We start from the raw sequence: 21,241 nt of genomic DNA, 5'->3' as shown, positions 1-21,241 counted from the left end.
TTATTAATTTCCAAAGTTCACAAAATGCGGAACATCTGTTGCAAAATTATTCATTGGTAAAAGATTGTTTCTGTTACTGTTAAAATCAAAAACCGAATTATTATCAAAAGGAACACGAGGATAATAAGTAAACGAAATTTGAATCCTGTTGAACACCAGGTATGGGTTATTAATTAACACTCCAATTCCAATTTTCGTATTTGCCTTTGTTTTAAATAGTTTATCGTCTGGCATACCCAGCCATCCCACTGCAGCGGTAAGATAAGGACTGAAATGGAAATTCTTCCATGTTTTGTTCACAAACATCTGAAGCTGATATCTTAAAACCAATTTCTTAGTTCCGATATAATCCGAATTGTACACAGGAAATTCATCTGCAGAAGAAAGATTAATTCTGTCTTTATAAGAATAATTATGCTGTGGATTTCCCAATGCTAAAGTAGGTGAAAAGAAATGTCTTGCTTTGGCAAATTTCCAATCCATAAGATTCGTAAAATAGGTTGCATCAAATCGGAAAGATTCCCTATTCTGACTGTCTTCATTAAAAAATCTTCCAAACTGCCCTTTCACTGTAAAATAGCCCAACTTTGTAAAAGTACCATACGATGCAGAAATCCCTACATACGGATTCACTTCTTTATTTCTTGACAAGCCTCCTGCAATAACATTCACAGAATTACCGTAAGCTATATCTTCAGGAAGATCATACTGGAAAATATTCCTCTGAACCGAAAACTTTCTTTGAATAAACCCTACAGACATCAGAAAGCTGTTGTAAGAGCTAAAGTATTTATACTGATCAATTCCGGGGCTGTCTTTGTACTGATAATTTTGAAACCTCCCTATGATGGCAATATTGCTGGATACTTTTTCGCTTGGATCTGATGAAACGGGAATCTGATACCCTCCCCATAAATCCTGGTTGTAGACTTTAATCTGAACTTCCGGAAAAGTAGTATCAGTTTCGTTGGGAAGTAAAACATGCCGCATAAAATATTCGAAAGTGAAACCACCTGCCCATTTCGTCAAAGGTGAGAAAAAGTCTCTTCTTACATTAAAATTGATTCTTTCATTTTTATAAAAATCCCTTTCCCCAAGAAGCTGAGCATTAATATAAGTTCCGAAAAGGTTATAAGCCGTATAGCTTCCTAAAAGATAATTCTGATGCTCTTTGGAATCATTTCTGTAAAGGAAATCGAAGGTATGACCTAATCCCAATACATTTTCTTCAGTAACTCCCAAACCGATCTTACTTCCTGAATAGCTGAGTCTCGGTTTCAGACTCCAGGAATCAAGAACTTTTACCACTACATCAATAGAATCTTTGCTGGAAGTACTGTCTGAAACACTGATATTCACTCTGTTTATAAAAGGCATGGTTCTCAGCAAACGTTCAGATTCATAAAGTTTCTGCGCATTGTATTCTTCTCCTTCCTTAAAAAGCAGATAATTATCAACTGTAGATTTTTTGGTACTGGCATGAAGATGATCTGCAACCCAATCATACCATCTTGATCTTTCTTTACTATCTTTAGAATTGTATCCAAAAGGATCTATGGTTTCTATCCTGATATTTCTGATATGCTTTTTGTTGTAAGCCTCCTGTGAAAGTTTCTCTGTTCTGGAACCTACAGAAGTGGAATCCGGTTCTCTACGGAATATAAAGCGGTGAATGAATTTAGTCACTTTTCTCTTATCCGAAAACTCTTCTATTTTGTAGTACAGCGAGTCTTTCTTCTCCTGCGCATTTAAAAAGGAAAAACCACTTAAAAAGAAAATCAGAGTTACAGTCGTTCTAGTCATTAGTCATCAAAATTCAATTCAGTTTGTAGTATCAATTTATACGCCAATAAGGCTTTAAGGCCTACCACATCTAGAAAATTTTTCTATGTATAGCTTATTTTATTTACTATTTTAATCTCTAGAGTAAAATCATAGCTAAAAATAATGACCATGATTTATAAAAATTCCATCTAAAGCTTAAAAAAGAAATACACCACTGCTGCCCATTCTTTTTGAATACCTCTGGCATAGCCTATCGTACTACGGCTTGCATTTTCAACAGTTCCGTCATCTTTGATATAGCCTAAAGTAGAGCGACTGCTGTTTTCTACCGTTCCATCTTTCTTTACATACCCTACTGTAGAATGACTGCTATTTTCAATAGTTCCATCATTTTTAATATAACCAATGGTTGAACGACTACTGTTTTCAATAGTACCATCGCTTTTGATATACCCTATCGTTGCTCTGCTGCTGTTTTCGATGGTTCCGTCACTTTTGATATAGCCAATAGTACTTCGGCTGCTGGATTCTATTGTTTGTGCTTTTGTAAAGACCACATTTGTAACCATAATCGCAAAAAATATTATTTTTTTCATTTCTTATATTTTATATAGTGAAGCTATTTAAACTTAGTCACAAAAGTTTTTGTTTCTTAAACACTTTAGTACACAGAATAAAATCAAAGTTTTTAAAAACTTATGTGAACTTATTTTGCATCAGGATATCCTCTGAAGCTCACTTAAGTGTTTCAATCTTTTGTGGTTTAATAAAAAAGGGAAAGCAGCTTTACTATTTAAATCTAAGTTATGATTCTCTTTCCAAAAAGAAAAGAATTAATTCTGAAATAAAATAATAACCCGCGAGATTCAAAACACCCAATGAAATACCCTGTTTGGTATTATTTACTTGTAATTACTTCTATGAGCGGTCTCAAAAACTAATTTAAATCATACAATGAGCGTAGTCAATACAATATTTTTATATTATTTTTACTCATTATAAATAAAAATAGTACATGAAAAAAATCGTATTTGCGGGAATGGCTGTTATAGGAGGATTTTTAACAGCAAATGCACAGTGCAAACCAGTAGCTGCTCTTGTAGAAAACTTTGATGCCTGGAAAGATATCAATAAATGCTGGACCGCTCAACCCGGAAAAGCCATGTTGTATGCAAGTGATAAAAAAATTATCTTTTACTCCATGAGCAACCCTGGGGAAAATATGTATCTGGTGACTCCGGAAATCAAAGCCGGAACTTATACTCTTTCTCTTGACCTTTCGGATAATGGAGGCGAAACAACATTAGAGCTTTTCTCAGTAAGCAGCCCGGCTGATCCAAAGACTTATGTTTCCATTACTAAACCTTCAAAAATAACAGGAGAGAAAAAAACTTTTACGATCTCTTTGAAAAAGGATTCTCATTTGGGGCTGAAAGTTTTACTAAATGGTGTACATCAGGCTGTTTATTTAGATAATTTGTCTCTGCAAGCAAAGAAATAGATCAACTGAGAAGTTAGTACTTCTCCAATCAGCTGTGCTATTGTACTTCTTAAATGTATTTTGATTATCAATGTTTAAGAAGTACAACAAGCTTATTTTGATCTCTTTTTTCCTAAAACTTTGCAACTTAAAACTTGAATAAATCTACAATCAAGTTCTATGCATATCCTCTATACATTCTCGGTTTCATACACTAAGAATATATCATTTAGTTTCCGGTCTTACTGTGCCATTTCTAGAGATACTGTTTCCTTTCATTATACGTATAAGCCATTAAAGCGCCCCCAATAACAGCATAATGTACTCCGTAATACTGATTATATTTTATTTAATAAGCTGACACCAAAAATAATATCCTAGAGTATAAATATTTTCATATATTGCAACTTAATTGCATTAATTAATTTGATCTAAACTCTGCTTGAAGATAGTCAATTCAATTACAGAATTTTTTTTCAATCATATGTAAATAAATATACATTCAGTAAATGAGTAATAAAATACTTCAAAGGATAAATCAATACTTCAAAGGACAGCATTACCCGTTTTTCCGACAGTTTGACACCATGGACTGTGGGCCTACATGCCTTAAAATGATTACCACTTATTATGGAAAAGAATTATCCTTAAATCATTTAAGAGATCTGTGTGATGTCCGCAGTCAGGGCACCTCTGTATCAGGCTTAAAATATGCAGCAGAACAGCTTGGATTCAAAACATTAGCAGCAGAAATAAACCAGAAAGTATTGCTGGAAAAAGCTCCGCTGCCTTGTATACTTCATTGGGATCATAACCACTTTGTTGTTTTATGGCATCTTACTGAAAGACATGCTTATGTGGGAAATCCGGCCCTTGGAAAAACGATGCGTTACTCCCTCAACGATTTTCTTGGCCACTGGAAATTACCCGGAGAAGACGACAAAGGAATTGCCTTCTTTCTAGAAACTACAGAAGTTTTTGATCAGGTAGAAGATTTACCAGACCCTCCAATCAGTCTGTTTTCTTTATTAAAACGAATAGATCATCATTATAAAAACATATCCTTTATTATAGGGACACTTTTGGCCGCTACACTTTTAACATTAGCCATTCCGCTGCTTACTCAGGCTGTTGTGGATAAAGCGATTACCCGAAAAGATATTGGAATATTATCTCTGATCTGCATTGGTCAACTTCTCTTGTTTACCGGAAGGATCTTTATAGATTTTCTACGCAGCAGATTACTTTTTAAGGTAGGAATGAGTATTAGTATTAAACTAATCTATGAATTTATAGATAAGCTGATGCAGCTTAAGCTTTCCTTCTTCGAATACAGAAGCAGCGGAGATAATCTGCAAAGAATTTATGATAATCAGAGGATTGAAGAGTTTCTTACAAAACACTGTGTCAGCGCGGGGCTTTCCGCTATAATTCTTGTTGTAAATGGCGGATTATTATGCTACTACAACTGGAAACTTTTCCTGTTATTTTTATCGGCCGGTATTATCAGTGTGCTATGGACTAATTTTTTTGAAGAAAAAAGAAGACGTCTGGATCAGCGTACATTCAGCTTGCTGGCCAATACCCAACGCCATCAGATAGAAACTTTTGAGGCGATGACGGAAATAAAACTGACTGGCGCAGAAATGGAAAAAAACCAGCTTTGGAAAGCAATGCAGGAAGAAACCTACACGGTTAAGATGGAAAGTCTGAAGCTAGATCAGCGAATACAGGGAGTTGCCCTGTTTATCAATGAAGCAGCCGGAGTATCAACAACATTTCTAACCGCTTCTCTGGTCATCAGCGGAAATCTGTCACTTGGAGCTATGCTTTCAATTACGTATATGTATGGAGCATTAAACGGTACAATCAATCAGCTATCAGATTTTATCCGCTCTATGCAGAATGCAAAGTTCAGTCTGCAGCGTATCTCAGAAGTGGAATATGAACCCACGGAAGATGCCTATTCAAGTCAAGTGCTATCCAAAGGGAATCCTGGTACAATAGAATTAAAGAACGTTTATTTCCGTTATGGCAAGTTATCTCCTGAAGTATTAAAGAACATTAATCTGACTATACCCGCAGGAAAAGTAACCGCCATCGTAGGAATGAGCGGAAGCGGAAAAACAACACTTCTCAAGCTCCTGCTTAAGTTTTTCCCGGCTACGCAAGGGATGATTAGTTTCTGTGGGCAAGATCTCGAAATGATCACCACAAAAAGTTTACGCAGAAATTGTGGAGCCGTCATGCAGGACTCATTTATTTTCACAGACACAATAGCCGGCAATATCTGGATCGGAAACTCAGAGAAAGATATGCAAAGAGTAAAAAACGCATGTAAAATGGTCAATATGAAAGACTATATAGAAAGCCTGCCCTTTTCTTACGAAACTTTAATCGGAACAGATGGAACCGGACTTAGTGAAGGACAGAAACAACGTTTGCTCATAGCACGCCTTATTTACAGACAACCTGATTATATATTTCTGGATGAAGCTACCAACTCACTGGATGCCAACAATGAAAGACTAATTGTTGAAAATCTGAATAGCTTCTTCATGGGCCGAACTGTGGTTATTGTAGCGCACAGACTAAGCACCGTGGTACATGCCGATAATATCATTGTCATGGATAAAGGATGTATTGTTGAACAAGGAACTCATGAGACTTTAACAAGGTCAAAAGGAGCCTATTTTAATTTAGTTAAAAATCAATTAGAACTAGGAAAATAATAAAAAAATGAGCCTGAATATTTTACCCTATATTTTCACCCGATTTGCCGCATTACCTGTACAAAGCCTGAATACACTCGTTATTCCTGATGCTCAACATCAGTTGGAAACCTGGCAGAAGATTACTGAACTTCAAAAGATAAGTAATGAAAATTTATGCGACCAATTATATCTTCTTATTGAAAAAAGTACTGATAATCTGCAACAAAAGCAGTTGCTCAATCTAAAACGTTCAATCTACAACAGCCGGCAGAATGCTTTAACTCTGATTGAAAAGATACAGCCGGAAACATTTGAGCTTTTTAAAGAATATTGGCATGAATGGCAGCATGCAAATGCTACTTATAAAGAGTTTTTGGAGCTATGGGAAGTAAAGTTCCAAAATTATCAATCATCATCCAGGCAGGAGATTCAAAAACTTATCGGAGAATATCCTTTCAAAAACGGAGTTTTACTTTCAAGCAAAGATCTGTATGAGCAGCTGGATGGTTTTGCTCTTATGCCTGCTACTCCTAATAAATATAGTGAACGCATTGAATTCAGCATTCTTCGTTATCTGACGCGAATGACCTATAAAACCTCACCCTTCAGTACATTTACTTATTTAGGTCTTACAAAAACGGAATCAGATAACAGTTCTAAGCCGTCTTCACTTCCAACTATCCTGAATTGCAAAATAAGGTTAAACAATAAACTGCTGAAAAGAATAAAAAAACTGATGGAACAACATCCTGCTCTGCAAAATCTATTATTGGTAAATACCAATAGCAGCATAGCAGAAACGGAGGATCGTTTCACTTTCCTGATGAACTGCGCCAATATTGAAGTTTTTCAGGAAATTCAGGCCAGTGGAATCAATCAATACATCAAAGAACTCATTGATCATTCGGAAGAAAGCTTGCCATTATCTTCTTTAGCAAAACTACTTTCGTCACAAATTGATGCAGCACTTCCGGAATTACAAAATTATTTACTAAAACTTGTTGATGTCGGTTTTTTAGAGCTGACTCTGGAATGTTCTGAAATTGATCCTGACTGGGACAGCCATCTTCTGATATTTCTTGGTAAACATAAAGAAATCAACCCGTCTGCCCATCAACTTCATCAACTTGTTCTTATTTTACATGAAGCAAAAAAAGAATTCGGTACCGCCGAAATATCTCACCGAGAAGCCCTTCTCCGTAAGACTTCTGAAATTTTTGATCGTGTGATTTCTGACCTCGAGAATCAGGCAGGTATTGTGAAACTGCCCAAAGAAGAAATGCAGACACTAGTTGACGACATTCTTCAACGATACAAAAATGGAGAGGGCTTTGAAAAACTCCCTTATCTGCCTACAGATTACCGCCAGGAAGGTTTTATTTATGAAGATGTCTACACCACTGCCACTCATATCATTGACAAAACGCTGATTCAGGAATATGGACAATTACTGTCTGACCTTAGTAACCGCTTGTCTGCTTTTGATATCAGAGGAAATGAAAAAAATAGCATGACTGATTTCTTCAGATCCAGATATGATCATAATCAATATATTCCTCTGGTTACATTCTATCATGAATACTACCGTTATAAAAATGAAAATGAATCCAAACCAGATATCATCCAAAAAGATATCGAGAATTCCTGGGCTGATACTTTTTGGGAAAATCTTCATCATAAACTGGAAAATCCGGATGAGATAAAGATCTGTCAAAAGAATCTGGATGTTCTTCCTATATCAAAACATCAGGCTCCTGCCGGATCTGCTTTTATACAGTTGGCTGATGACTCGTCAGGAGGAAAAGCAAAAGCTGTTGTCAATGGACTTATGCAGGGAATGGGCAAAATGAGCGGTAGATTTCTTCATTTATTTGATGATGAAGTTTCGGAAACACACAGAGATTATAACAATCGTCTGTTTCCGGATCAGATACTCATTGAGCTTAATGATGATTCCAGTTTTAATGCCAATATTCATCCTCCTTTGCTGGATCATGAAGTAAAAATGCCATCATCGAACACCCAAATGAAAAAATCACAGCAGATTCCGTTGAACCAAATATCTGTTGGCTACCATTCAGATAATAATTCACTATGCCTGATAGAAACTTTTTCAAGGAAAGAGATCTATGCATTTGATCTGTGTCTGGAAACCATCACAAACAGATCGAATCTTTATCAGCTTATGTCATTATTTAATCCTTGCATCTATGTCAGCTATCATCCGTTGATTCAGATCATCGATCGTAATTTTTCTAAGCAGTATAACAAGATGCCTATTCAGATTTTCCCCAGAATTGTGTATGAAGATCTGCTTATTCTTCGACGAAAAGGATGGCTTATCAATTTAGCAGCTATTCCTGTGCAGGGAAAAGATGAAGGTGACGGTATTTATTTTTTGCGTTTTAATCTATGGCTTTCAGAAAATGGATTGCCTTCTTCCCTCTTCCTTTACCTGCAGTCTTCCTATATCCCTGAAGATGATTCAGTTGATCAACCGACAGGATACAGGGATGATTATAAACCTCAGTTTATAGATTTCCGGCAGCCATTACTTTTTAATCTTTTCAAGAAACTTCTGAAGAGGGCCTCTTCTTATATCTATGTGGAAGAAACCTTACCTACAGTGGACAATTCGCGTAACAGAGTGGCTGAACATTTGATCCAATGGTATAATTTTTAAATCGATGAAAAAAACTGGGACACTTACTATTTGTACCACAAAGGTAATGCAGACGAGATATTAAAAGAAATCGTACATCCTGCTGTTGAAAATATACAATATTCATTGAAGAAAACGGTAAAATTCTTTTTTATCCGGTATTTCGAAAATGGATATCATATCCGTTTAAGACTTCTTTTATCTTCCAAAGAGTCTCCATTATTTATTTCTCTGCTTACTCATTGTATATCAGATTACGAATTCAGCCACGATACAAAAATTGTTCTGAAAAAAGACCAATATATTCCGGAAACAGAGAGGTATGGCAATTCAGAAACTATCATGTATGCGGAAGATCAATTTTATGCATCATCACGATTCGTTCTTCATCAACTTACAGAAAATACTTCTTTGACTGCCTCTGAGAGATACTCTTTTGCAATGAATACTCATCTGGCATTTTTTAAAGGAATGAAGCTCTCTCAAGAATACACGCTGCAATTATGTGACGAATTTGTGGAAAGCTGGCTTCCAATACCGGCCTCCTCTGATTCTCATGAACAAGATGAAAACAAAAAAAATCTCTTTGCTGTTTTTCAGCAGCAATTTGACCTTTACAAGGATTCCTTATACCAAAATGCAATCAACTTCTGGAATTTACCTGACACTTCTAAAGATCCTTTTACCTTACAGTTTATGGAAACCAACAGAGAAGTAAGCCAAAAATATATAGACTCTAATCTGCCTGCTGAAGCTGTAACTGAAGCCTTACTTAGTTTTATTCACATGACCAATAACCGCATAGGAATTGTCAACGCCGAAGAATCTTATCTTCTTTTTTTAGTCAGACAAACGATCAATTTAATTAAGAATTATGAACACCCATCAAGAGCTTAATGAACTGGAAATAGGATTGAATGAAATAAGTGAATTTCTTCTGTCTAAAATTCAACAGGATCAAAACGGATTGTACTGGAATACCATCAGTTATGACCCCAGTACCGAAGCATTTTCTTTTGCATTCAATCCTTCACTTTGGAACGGAACCGGCGGTATTGGCTGGCTTTTCCTTATATTGTTTGAAAACACAGGAAAACACGAATTCCTTGAAGGAGCTGAAAAGTCTTTTTCCAAAATATACCATTTCTCTATTCATCACGACATCTCCGGAGTCAGCCTCTATGACGGGATATGTGGCAGCATTTATTTTAGCTTAGAATTATTTCGGGTTACGGGTAAAAAGGTATATCTAAAGCAGGCTTCAGAACTTTATGAACGATATAGAAATAAAATACTGGCTGAGCAGACAGAAGATATTCTGATTGGGATATCCGGAATATTGATTGCTCTTACCCTGCTTTATCATTATACCCAAAACCAAAATTTACCTGATGATATAAAGAAATTGGCTACCCATCTTCTCCAGAAATCGTTGATTGCAGAAGCTGGAATTAAATGGGGAAGTAACGCTCTTTCAGTAGATTCTTTATGTGGTTTTTCACACGGAAACTCTGGTATTGGTTTCTCTTTACTGCAGCTTGGGAAATATTTTGATCATCAGGAATTTATATGGTTGGCTGAACAGGCATTCTTGTATGAAAGCTTGTATTATAATCCTATACAAAATAATTGGATGGATTTACGATGGGAAAATTCAAAAAAAGAACTTCCCAACCTGTTTGACTGGACTAAAGAGACTTTTCTTCCGGAAGATTTCGACCTCAACTCCTGGGCACACGGAGCCTGCGGCATCGGAATCGCAAGAATTAAAGCATTCAAAATAACGGGTGATCTTTCCTACAAAAAAGATTGTATCAATGCATTTGAAAGGTGTAAAAAAGACATTAAAACAAGATCTAAACGCAATCATATTCTTTTTAGCGGTTATGGCGGGCTGGCGGATTTTCTCATTCAGTATCATGAAACTTTTGGTGATCAGGAAGCCTTGGAACTTGCCACGGAAATCGTTCAGGAAGGGTTACAAAGAAGCAGAGAATCCGGACATTCTGAATGGGGAGTTCAAAATGGTGAAGATTTAGGGCTAATGACGGGTACAGCTGGTATTGCTCTTTCGTTACTTATGATTAAAAAAACAAAACTTTTAACTCCATCCTTCATCCGGAGCTTCCCAATCCTGATATTTCTGGGGTAAATAATAGCATTCTTAAAGGTGTTAAGATTAAGGAAACATTTTTTAGAAGTCATTATTCTCAAACGCTTAAAATACTGGAATCTTTTACTCAGCTCCATGATTCAATATTTGACGCGCAAGATCTGTATGGTTTTAGTGATTCTTTATTGAATATCATAGAACGTCTGTCCCCAAAGAATAGGATATATGCTTCCGATATTTATTCATTGGAAACAGCAAAAATGCAATTTCTGAAAGAGCATAAAGGTACTTTGTGTTTTCAGACACGGCTAACAATGTTACAAAATGATCTGGATCATATTTTAGAAAATAATGAAGCTGACTTTTCAGAGCTACAATTGATCCGAAATCCTTTTATTTATATTCATGAATCACAATGGAACTGGAAAGACAAAAGCAGCAAAGATTCCGATGCTGAAGTATATTACAATGTTTTTTACAGCACAGATAAGGAGACCTTCCACCTTATTATGGATCCAATTTCAGCCATGATCCTTAAACAATTGAAAAAACCTCTAAGTATTAAAGATCTTGTGAAGCAGTTTGAGTATTCTCCGCAAGAAAAAGAAATTATAGAAAGAAAACTAACGGAACAAGTTCAAGAGCTGCTCAAATCATTTTTTATAAGAGTCAATAAAATTATTTGATTTTTACACAGGAGAAATGGACTTCACTCGTCCTGTATATTACTAAAAAAGCTGCCTTTAAATAAAGGCAGCCCTAAAATTATTTCTTCAATAATTAATTAACACTGAACTGTTCCACAAACGTGAAGTCTGTCCTGTGTTTTGATTGTGTGTGTTGGGTGGTCATGATCTCCCGCAGCAGAAATTCCTAACCCTCCCTGAAGTTTTTTAGACAAATCTTTGTCCAAAGCAGTTACGAAGCTTTCGATCTTTAGATCTTCAATTTTAAGCTTCATTTTTTTGTTGTTTTCCATAATAAAACATTTTTTTAATTTGGCCTACTGTTTAAGGGTTTCGGCTATCCCTCTTTTGTAAAGATAAACATTTTATCGCAACAAAGTTGCATTAAAATGTTAAAATTTCATTCCTATCTGTAATTTATAATTAAAGGGGTTACTTTCTTTATACATCCAGTTTTGCCCCACCACCGCACTCCAATCAGCATTGTACCTGTCTGTTACATTTCCATCCGTTATATACCGTCTGTTGGTAAGATTATCTAATATGCCTCTCACAAACCATTTCTTATGCTGATACATAATACTGGCATCTAATTTTATAAAATCCGGTATGCGGACTCCGGGTACATCTGTTTCTCTCAGCAAAGCAGCTGTTTGCCCGATAGCCAATGAGAGTCCCTGAAGTTTTCCTTTCTGAAATCTGTACATCACCCACGAATTGATCTGATGTCTTGGAACACTTGAAAATCTCTTACCTACAAGTTCCGGTGCATTAGGATCTTTCGAATACACAGAATTGATATAAGAATAATTGGCGGTCAATGTAATGTTAGGATAGATTGATCCGATGATGTCTATCTCTATCCCTTTATTTCTAACCTGATTAAGCTGAGTCATCAAACCTGTTGCAGGATTCTGAGAAAATGAATTATTCCTTATAATACGATAAGCACTTACGGAGGTGGATAATAGTCCGCCAAACCAGTCTTTCTTTATCCCAAATTCAGTATTGTAACTTTCCAGCGGTTTCCATTCTTTGCCCTGCGGATCTGTTCCTGCCATAGGATCAAAGCTTTGATCATAAGAAAAGAAAGCGGCAAAATCCTTTTGAATAAGGTAAGTTACCCCCACTCTTGGGCTGAAGGCATAATGTTTATAAACCTTGCTGTCGCCTTCAGGTGAATAAGGACCTTTCAGATATCGGTTACGTTTATTTTTGCTATATCGAAAACCAGCATCAATAAATACACGATTCCATAATTTGAAATTATTGTAGAGATAGACTCCTATTGTTTTGTCTTCCGATACTGTATAATCAATCTGATCTTCAGCTTCTGGTTGAATCAATAAGTCTCTGTTGATCCCATAATTCATCTGATTTCGGTTAAAAACAAACTCATTGGCTCCCTGAATATGCTCCGTATCACTTTTACTACTATTAAAATCAACCCCTGTTAGTACGGTATGAACAATATCTTTGGTCATATCATAACTTCCGCTCAAAAATAATTGGGTATTATAAGTCAGGTATTTCTGTTTATTTCTAAAGCTTGAACGTAATGCATTTCCATCATCATCAAACATTGGCGGAGTATAGCTTGCTGTTCCTCCCAAAAGGCTCCATTGATCCAAAGGTGTACTTTTAATGGATGACTGAGAGACTATCTTCCATCGATCATTGAAGTTATGGTTAATGACGAATCTTCCGTAATGCTCATCCAGTTTTGATACTGGAAGATTGGGGTCTCCCTGATAATTGGCTCTCCAAGGATGCTTCTGAACACTGTTTTCATTTTCATACTGAATAAAATTACTTGATTCGAGGGCTCTCCCCTGAATCATGTTCCATTCTGCAAGAAGGAAAGTATTTTTGCTGAAATTATATTGAATAACGGGTGCTACAACAAATTTTCGCCTTTTCGCATAATCAAAATAATAGCCCTGAGATTCATAAGCCGCATTGAACCTAAACGAAAAACCTTTCTCTTTTACCGTACTCCCCAAATCAACAGAAGCTCTGTAAAATCCAAAACTTCCGGCAGTAATATTGGCTTCTCTTATTCTACGGGGGCTTTTGGTATTGATATTTAAAGATCCTCCACCTGTTCCCATTGAATTGATGAATCCTGCAGGTCCTTTTATAACATCTACCTGCTCTATCAAGGCAACATCTTCCTGTGAAAGACCTCCGGCAAAAGAAGGCAGTCCATTTCTGAAGGTACTTACAGGATTAAATCCACGAATCTGGGCATTAAAAGTTCCTGAAAAAACATTGCCGGCTCCGGTAGCATCACTGATATACACTCCACTTACATTTCGAAGGACATCCTGTACATCAAATGCTCCCTGAAGATTCAGCAAGTCACTTTTTATACTTATAATATTCTGAGGAATTTCTAACAGCCTGTCTTTTCTCTTTAGATTTCCGGAAAGACTATCTGTTTTGATCTGCTTCATTGCCGTTAATATGACTTCATCAATATATTTTTCAGAAACAGAATCCTTTTTTTCCTGTCCGGAAACTAAGGAAAATGATCCATAAAGTGCTATTGTTACCAGAAGGTAATTTCTCTTCATTATTTTTTGTTTTTTATTGTTGTATTTTCTTTATCAGGAATAAACCTCCTATGCAAAGTCCTATGCTTATAAGCCATAAATTCAATAGGCCATATATAAACTCCGATATTTTTACCGGATGGTATTTTACTTTGAACTCTGGTAATGTTTTAAGAGCTTCAGGAGAAAATGAGGACAATATTCTTTTGCCATTATGCATAGAAAAAACTCTGTCGTAAAAGCAGGTTTGCCATATACGTTGAAAATCTTTAATATCCTGTTTATATCTCAGGTAATCTATCCTGCTGGTATGAGCTAAAAGAGTAAATAAGTGTTCTGTATTTTGAACAGGATTATATTTGATTAAACTATAAGCTGTCTGATTAGCTTTATTATCACCTTGCCATAAAGAATCAACCACAGCTTTCATGCGTTTCTGCTTTATCTGGTAGTATCCTGCAAAGAAAGCATCATTCTGATTATCTATAGTATCTGACGGAGTGTAAGCCAATTTGTATTTCGGATAATCATTGTAAAAACTGTCTGTGACAAGCTTTGGATTCATCGCCCATACTTCATCACTGATTAGCCTGTCTTTTTCTTCAAGATCCAAAAGTTTAAGCTCAGAAGGGTTTTTCAGTTGTGCTGTCTTATTAATTACCAACGGCAGCAGAAACAATAAAAAAATCCAGAGTGCAAGGCACGAAAAGAGGTTGAATACACTATTCCTGTCCAATGAAATCATTATAAAGCACAGAGAAATCCAAAAAATACAGTAGGAAAGTAATAAAAAGAGCCAAAGAAAAGCATCCAAAACCGATGGATGTCCGGATGGAGAAAGCAACATTCCGAGAACATTTAAAAATACCGCAGCCGAAAAAACTAAACTTAAGCGAAATACTAGCTTAATCAATAATACACGTTTTAAGGTTCCGCCCTGAACAATCAGAAGACGGCTTATCCCTTTTTCTTTTTCCGAGGAAAGAATATTGTATACCAGAACTATAATAAGTAAAGGAATTAAGTATAAATTGACATACAGAAGATCCAGACGTCCCTCAAAAAGAATAGCGGGATTGGTTATTTCCCTGTCAACTGCAGCATAATCTGTATAATAATTAACTTTTTCCGTAACAGGAGTTACATCTTTTATTCCTGCCGCCAAACCTGTCAGTGGATAAGGATAATCATAAGCTATCCTCGGATATCGATAATCTATTACGTAGGGGTTGCCTGCGTTTTCTGCCTGTTTCTTTTTCTCAAGAGTTAAAGTATCATTAAAAGCTTTCAATGTCGTATGATAATCTTTCACAGATTCTTTCTTTGCTTCGTTAATAGCTTCCAACTTTTTATTTGTCAAAGCATTACCGGAATAAACAGCGTACCCTCCTATTACAAAAAACAGAAAAAACAAAATCCAAACTGTTGGCTGTCGAAAAATATGTTTCCATTCATAGAACAACAACATTCCTTTATCTTTCATATTTTAAAAATAATTTCGGTTAATGATCAGTCTGAAAGAGAGCATCAATATCAAAGTCCAAAAGAACAGCGACAGAACAGCAATCGGATGATTACGAATAACAGATCCGGCAGTAGGATATTGGTAAGAGAAATCGGGTAAATTGCTATAAAAAAAACGATTATCTACTTTTGTTTTCCCGGAAACAGCGATTTCAAGCTCTCTTTTATTCAGTCTGTCCATCATTGTATTTCTGTATTCTTCTGCTTTATTGAAAAAATCAATATGATGCTGTACATCCGTTCCGGCAAATGCCATAGACAGCTGGCGGATTGCTATAAATGGATTAATAATTCCCATATAATCCATAAACTCCTGCTGTTGATTAAATCTATCCTCCACTTTCTTAGAATAAAAAGCATTTACTTTATTTTCATAAGCTTCGGCCTGAATAAGATCAAGGGCAAAACGGACTTTTTCCGGCAATTTTTCAATACTGGCTGCATTGTACTGACTGAGATGTCTTTTCAGATAGGATTCAGATCGGGATGTATAACCGCCATCATTTCCAAGCCCTTTATCAAAACCTGTTTTAATATTATGCTCAAATTCATGATAGGATGACAAAGGATAAAAGTTATCAGCTGCTGAAGTAGCAAGTTTAGGGATTAGCAAAACGCAAAGAACCCACACTGTAATATTTGCAAGTAATGAAGACCAGGATGAACGGCTCAAAGCTGAAATCAACAGGACTCCGCCTGAAATAATCAGAAAGTACACGGCGTATAAAACAATCCAATATCCTGCTCTTATCAAATGATCAACAGGTTCTCCTTCAAAAATAAGCCCGGCAAACATGATTACCAGTGGCGGAACAATAAATAACAGAACTGCTGTGTAAAGTGCCATGAATTTTCCTGCCAGTAATTGCCCAAATGAAGCTCCCTGTACAGATAACATCTTTAGAAATCCTTTTTCACGCTCGGAAGAAACAGAAGAAAAGCCTAATCCGATAATAATCAACGGCATAAACCATTGAAAAAAAAAGGCTGTATTCAGATCGGGCCTTCTCATAAATGCTTCCAGATCACGCAGTCTGTAGGAATGCATTTGCGGTCTTTTATGAGCTTCTACTCTATATTGGTTTTCAGAATACACATTAGTACCCGATTCTAAAAGGGAAAGGTAGCTTATGGGTTTAAAAAGAAAGGTTCCCCAATGGGCAGCACTATGATTATTTCGGTTCTGATCTTTCCATTCGCTATCTATTATTTCTTTAGCGTGTTTATTCTTCACCGATGCTGCGGCAAGCTGTACATAATTACCTGTCCAGACTCCCAATAAAACAAACGTATAAAAGAAGATAAATAACTTTAGTCCATTTTCCTGAAATGCTTTGAATTCATGTTTAGCGACTAAAAGTGTTCGTTTTAATTTACTCATTCATTTACTTTTGATCATTTTTATAACAGGCAATACTTTTCATTTCAAAACCACTTCTGTATAATCTCACAATGAAGTTTCTAAAAGAACAATCCTTATTGCAACTTTGTAGCAAAAATAAAAATACTTTTCACATAATGCATCATTGTTGCAATATTTTTTTTTAAGTTTTATTCTTGTATATAATCGAGATAAATTTTTTCCAACTCATTGGCTGTTACATCTAAAGCAGGTATTTCCTTCACCAGCAATCCGTTTTTAAGAATTCCTATACAGCTTGAAGTTTCTTTTACCCGGAAAATATCATGGGAAGCCATTAGAACCGTTGCTCCGTTTTCTGCCAATTTTTTTAGTAAAGCAGAGAGTTCATTGCTTGCTGAAGGATCGAGACCGCTTGAAGGCTCATCCAAAAGGTATACTTTCGCTTTTTTGGCATAGGCAATGGCAATTCCAACCTTCTGTCTCATCCCTTTGGAGTAGGTTTCTGTTTTTTTATTTTGAGAATCTGTCTGCAATCCACAATCTGAAAGAATATCAGAAAGTTCTGTTGTACTGTATTCTTTTCCTGCCAGTTTGCAGAAATAGTAGAGATTTTCAATTCCCGTTAAATAAGGATAGAGATTCACGTTTTCAGGAATATAGCCTATCACTTTTCTGGCTTCCTTTACATTGGTACTTATATCGATATTGTCGAGAAGTATTACTCCTGAATCTGGTTTCAAAAATCCCAGCAGCATATTCAATGTAGTAGATTTTCCTGCGCCATTCGGACCGAGTAATCCATATATTTCTCCTTTCTCTATGGATAAGGAAAGCTTATCTACAGCCACTTTTCCCTTATAAGATTTACTTGTATTTTCAATCTTGATCATAATTTTTAATGTATTTGATTTAGATCTTCAAAAATTACCTTAATGCAATATTGTTTCAAAAATAAAGATTATTTTCATTATTGCAACAAAATTGCTTTAATTATACTAAAATTTAATTCTAGGGTTGTAGCCATAGGATGAGATAGCGGGAAAGGAAATCATAAAGTACACTTATGAATATGGAACCAAACCATTGAATATTTATAGAATAATAAATTATTCCCCTCAAAATCTCAGGATTCCCATTGTATGGAAAGAGAAAATCCAAATACTTATAGCCATCAATATAAAAATGAGACTATAAACACATCGGATATTGCTTTGCTTTTCTTGAATAATAAGAAATAAAACCCCAAAACAATACTTTTAAATACACTTTACCACTCTTGATATAAAAACTTTTGTTATGATAACAAATAGTTCCTTTAGGTTTAAAGTCTGGAGACTTTGTGCAGCGGGGTTCAGAGTCTACCAGCCTATAACAGGATATAAAAAACGTATCCAGATCTATATGTATAATAGACCGTTCCATTTCACAAAATTGGATATATTTTTAACCAAAAATCACAAAACAAAAGCCTTTATACAACAGAACTTGATGCATGAAAAAGTCATCCACAAAAAAACCTCCCATAGGTATTGGGAGGTTAAAAGCAAATAATGAAATACGTTTATTTAGCATAAAAAAATACACCTTCGTACGTCCACCCATTACCTCCACCGCCTAATTCATTCCAATTAGTTGTATATAAATGTCCATGTTTTGAGGGTCTATAATACCTGTAAACAGGTGTCCCATCAGGACCATAAGCATATCCTATTAATTCTTTTTGCTGATAACCTTGTGCCGCAACGGCAGGAATATCATGGGCGAAAATTATTACATTATCTCCATTGCCCGGGTGAACCATGCTGTAAAGTGGATCAATATGACCTAAACCAGACTCTCCTGCTAAAATAAATGCCGTTCCTTCATCTCTCCATCCAAGTGCCGGAAATCCAGGCGGCAATTGATTAGGTGAACCAAAGTAATGCTTCATTAAAGTATTACTGTAATAACGCGTGATAACTTTTTCCCAAGTTTTGGAAGCTTCACCTCCTTTAACTAAAGTAGATTTATTGATATTTTTGGTATCATATTCCCCCTGAATATCTGATTCTTCTCTTACGCATGATAATAATGTTAGAGCACAAGCTGAAGCGAAAAGTAATTTTCTCATAGTTATAATAATTTTTAGTTGGACGCAATTATACGAAAATCATTATTATATATCCAATAATAGTGACTAATTAGTAATAAAAAATCCCCAGATCTCTCCGAGGACACAAACTAATAACCATGAAAACTCAATTAAACTTGAGCTGTATCTTCATATACGACAGAAATTTAAATACGGTTTTATTGGAGCCAAATAAAAAACCTCCCGAGCAACCAGGAGGAGAAAGTAAAAAATGAATTATACATTAAATGATGTAGGTTAAATAAAAACTCTCTTAAAAACTTAAAGTATCATTAACAACACACATACCAATTACATCACTATTTGATGAAATCGGTCTTTTTGTGGTACATTTTGTTTTAGTCAATAAATAAAAATCCCCGGCAATTCCGAGGCCATTAAAAAAAACTTGACGTGTATTTATCGTTTAAAAAACTCAGTAAATATGCGGGGGTACTGTAGTAATAACTCTACAGGAAACCGTAATAATTGATTATCAACCAATTGTAGTTTTAATGAAAATAATAATTATGGAAAAAAGAATAATTTCCCAATCCCATCAGATGAAGAATGAATTAGATGATGATTATACTTTATTTGATGATGGAACTGTACTTCATGAGTATGATCACAGTAAATATCCTGGACAATACAATCTAAAAGAAACGCTTAATGCATTGGACTTGAAAGATGAAATTAAACAGCGCTTAATTAGAGGCATACCTGACGAAGACATCGAATTAGCTAAGCAGTTGTTAGGTATATAAATAATCCCCACTTTTAGGTGGTAAGGTTTTTCGGGATAAGGTCACAAAACATCCATCATATAATCAAAATCATCCATTTTTAATAGCTACCGAAAATTCCAACTTTGCAGCAGACAAAATTGATATGTTAAACTAAAAAATTATACAAATGTCTGTTTCTGATTTATTTAAACCCCTTACATTCCTTCACGGTTCGCCGATGAAAAATCGTTTTATGATGGCACCTTTAACCAGTCAGCAAAGTGATTTTGACGGTACAGCTTCCCAATACGACCAATTCTGGATGGAACAATTGGCACAGAGTGGTTACGGATTAATCCAAACCAGTGCTTCTACTGTGGAAGCGGGAGCCATTGCTTTTGAGCGGCAGTTGGGAATTCACAGCGACAAACACTTGCCGGGATTGACGAAAATGGCAACTGCGATTCGTGAAGGTGGCGCTTTGTCTGCCGTGCAACTTCACCATGCGGGACACCGAGCCGTTCCTTCTTTGGGAGGCATTCCGGCTCCGGCTTCGGACAAAACTCTAAAAGGTATCAAAGCGATTTCTACGGAAGAAGTTGAAAGAATTCGTGACAGTTTTATTGAGGCAGCAAAAAGAGCAAAGCTAGCAGGGTTTGATGGTGTTTCTGTTCACGGTGCTTTTGGTTGGATTTTATCTGAATTTTTATCTCCCAATCTGAATGACAGAACTGATCAATACGGCGGAAGTGTAGAAAACAGAGCGAGATTTACAATTGAAGTGATTGAAGGCATCCGTAAAGCCTGTGGAAATGATTTTCAGATTGGATGGCGATTGTCGATTGAACGGTATGGACTTCGTTTGGAAGAGTTACGTGAAATTACGGCGGAAATTTTTAATAAGGAATTGATTGATTATTTGGATTTGGCACTTTGGGATTCGGCACAGCTTGTACGTGAAGGCAGTTTTCAGGGCAAAACAATGTTGAGTGTTTTCACAGAACTTCCCCGAAAAGGCGTTCGTCTGGGGGCTGCTGGAAAAATAATGAGTGCACAGCGAGCCGGAGAATTGCTGGATGAAGGTTGTGATTTTGTATTAATTGCACGAGCCGGAATTCTTCAAAGGGATTTTCCGCTTCAAGTGAAAGCTAATCCGAATTATGACAGCCTGAAATTGCCTGTGACGGCTGATTTTCTTCGGGAAGGTGGATTGAGTGAACGTTTTATTGAAACGATGAGAGGCTGGCAGACTTTTGTGAAGCCAGGCTCTTAGAATTCAATAGTTTAGATTTTAAAATCAGGCGAACTTTTTAATTAGAGTTCGTTTTTTTGCTTTTGCGAAATTCTATTTTTCAACTTTCAGATTTTACCTGCTCTTGAATGGTTGACGGAGACCCTAGCCCCGATAGGAACGGCATCCTTTTTTGTTGCGGGTGGAGCGAAGCGGAAGCCGTGACAAAAAAGATATAGTGGATAGCGGAATTAAGCTCCTAAAAAATCTCCATTACAAAGTAGAAATCA

Annotated in this window: 16 protein-coding genes; 8 read left to right on the top strand and 8 right to left on the bottom strand. The window is 36.0% G+C overall.

Annotated features, from left to right (window positions below; translation table 11 throughout):
- Positions 1-3: 3 nt before the first annotated feature.
- Together BOQ62_RS17475 and BOQ62_RS17470 are read right to left on the bottom strand one after the other, a co-directional pair.
- Complete coding sequence (locus BOQ62_RS17475) at positions 4-1,803, bottom strand: POTRA domain-containing protein (RefSeq protein ID WP_129041504.1); 1,800 nt, start codon at positions 1,801-1,803, stop codon at positions 4-6.
- 170 nt (positions 1,804-1,973) lie between these two features.
- On the bottom strand, positions 1,974-2,381 hold the full coding sequence (locus BOQ62_RS17470; protein ID WP_129041502.1) for a 5-fold beta-flower protein: 408 nt from the start codon (positions 2,379-2,381) through the stop codon (positions 1,974-1,976).
- A 419-nt stretch (positions 2,382-2,800) separates the two neighbouring features.
- On the opposite strand from BOQ62_RS17470, the gene BOQ62_RS17465 reads away from it, so the two are divergent.
- The 6 genes from BOQ62_RS17465 (at position 2,801) to BOQ62_RS17440 (ending at position 11,440) form a co-directional block, all read left to right on the top strand.
- Positions 2,801-3,286 carry a hypothetical protein gene (locus tag BOQ62_RS17465; RefSeq protein ID WP_129041500.1) on the top strand — a complete coding sequence of 162 codons (486 nt, stop codon included), beginning with the start codon at positions 2,801-2,803 and terminating at the stop codon, positions 3,284-3,286.
- Between the two features lie 488 nt (positions 3,287-3,774).
- Positions 3,775-5,997, top strand: coding sequence for a peptidase domain-containing ABC transporter (locus BOQ62_RS17460; RefSeq protein WP_129041498.1), 2,223 nt, complete (start codon positions 3,775-3,777; stop codon positions 5,995-5,997).
- A gap of 7 nt (positions 5,998-6,004) precedes the next feature.
- Positions 6,005-8,662, top strand: a complete 2,658-nt coding sequence (locus BOQ62_RS17455) for a lantibiotic dehydratase (protein WP_129041496.1) — start codon at positions 6,005-6,007, stop codon at positions 8,660-8,662.
- The gene (locus BOQ62_RS17450) at positions 8,663-9,538 is read left to right on the top strand and encodes a thiopeptide-type bacteriocin biosynthesis protein (protein ID WP_129041494.1); all 876 of its coding nucleotides are present in this window, start codon (positions 8,663-8,665) and stop codon (positions 9,536-9,538) included. It abuts the gene before it with no gap.
- Complete coding sequence (locus tag BOQ62_RS17445; protein ID WP_129041493.1) at positions 9,516-10,793, top strand: lanthionine synthetase LanC family protein; 1,278 nt, start codon at positions 9,516-9,518, stop codon at positions 10,791-10,793. The genes BOQ62_RS17450 and BOQ62_RS17445 overlap by 23 nt, the downstream gene beginning before the upstream one ends.
- Positions 10,794-11,068: 275 nt before the next feature.
- Positions 11,069-11,440: a hypothetical protein gene (locus BOQ62_RS17440; RefSeq protein ID WP_129041491.1), complete on the top strand. Its 372-nt coding sequence runs from the start codon at positions 11,069-11,071 to the stop codon at positions 11,438-11,440.
- A gap of 98 nt (positions 11,441-11,538) precedes the next feature.
- Here the strand turns inward: BOQ62_RS17440 and BOQ62_RS17435 are convergent, their stop codons facing one another.
- The 6 genes from BOQ62_RS17435 to BOQ62_RS17410 all read right to left on the bottom strand — a co-directional run bounded on the left by BOQ62_RS17435 (position 11,539) and on the right by BOQ62_RS17410 (position 18,992).
- Complete coding sequence (locus tag BOQ62_RS17435; protein ID WP_034872029.1) at positions 11,539-11,733, bottom strand: pinensin family lanthipeptide; 195 nt, start codon at positions 11,731-11,733, stop codon at positions 11,539-11,541.
- 99 nt (positions 11,734-11,832) lie between these two features.
- Positions 11,833-14,016: a TonB-dependent siderophore receptor gene (locus BOQ62_RS17430; RefSeq protein ID WP_129041489.1), complete on the bottom strand. Its 2,184-nt coding sequence runs from the start codon at positions 14,014-14,016 to the stop codon at positions 11,833-11,835.
- A gap of 13 nt (positions 14,017-14,029) precedes the next feature.
- Positions 14,030-15,478, bottom strand: a complete 1,449-nt coding sequence (locus BOQ62_RS17425; protein WP_129041487.1) for an ABC transporter permease — start codon at positions 15,476-15,478, stop codon at positions 14,030-14,032.
- Positions 15,479-15,481: 3 nt separating this feature from the next.
- Complete coding sequence (locus BOQ62_RS17420) at positions 15,482-16,900, bottom strand: DUF3526 domain-containing protein (protein WP_129041485.1); 1,419 nt, start codon at positions 16,898-16,900, stop codon at positions 15,482-15,484.
- Between the two features lie 170 nt (positions 16,901-17,070).
- On the bottom strand, positions 17,071-17,772 hold the full coding sequence (locus BOQ62_RS17415; protein WP_129041483.1) for an ABC transporter ATP-binding protein: 702 nt from the start codon (positions 17,770-17,772) through the stop codon (positions 17,071-17,073).
- A gap of 671 nt (positions 17,773-18,443) precedes the next feature.
- Entirely contained in the window at positions 18,444-18,992 is a 549-nt protein-coding gene (locus BOQ62_RS17410) for a hypothetical protein (protein ID WP_129041482.1), read from the bottom strand.
- 530 nt (positions 18,993-19,522) lie between these two features.
- Here BOQ62_RS17410 and BOQ62_RS17405 point away from each other — a divergent pair.
- Both BOQ62_RS17405 and BOQ62_RS17400 read left to right on the top strand, forming a co-directional pair.
- Entirely contained in the window at positions 19,523-19,759 is a 237-nt protein-coding gene (locus BOQ62_RS17405) for a hypothetical protein (RefSeq protein WP_129041480.1), read from the top strand.
- 148 nt (positions 19,760-19,907) lie between these two features.
- The gene (locus BOQ62_RS17400; protein ID WP_129041477.1) at positions 19,908-20,993 is read left to right on the top strand and encodes an NADH:flavin oxidoreductase; all 1,086 of its coding nucleotides are present in this window, start codon (positions 19,908-19,910) and stop codon (positions 20,991-20,993) included.
- The last annotated feature ends 248 nt before the right edge of the window (positions 20,994-21,241 follow it).

It is taken from the genome of Chryseobacterium sp. CH21, from assembly GCF_004119445.1.
Taxonomy (GTDB): Bacteria; Bacteroidota; Bacteroidia; order Flavobacteriales; family Weeksellaceae; genus Chryseobacterium.
This window is presented reverse-complemented; position numbering and strand designations above follow the sequence as displayed.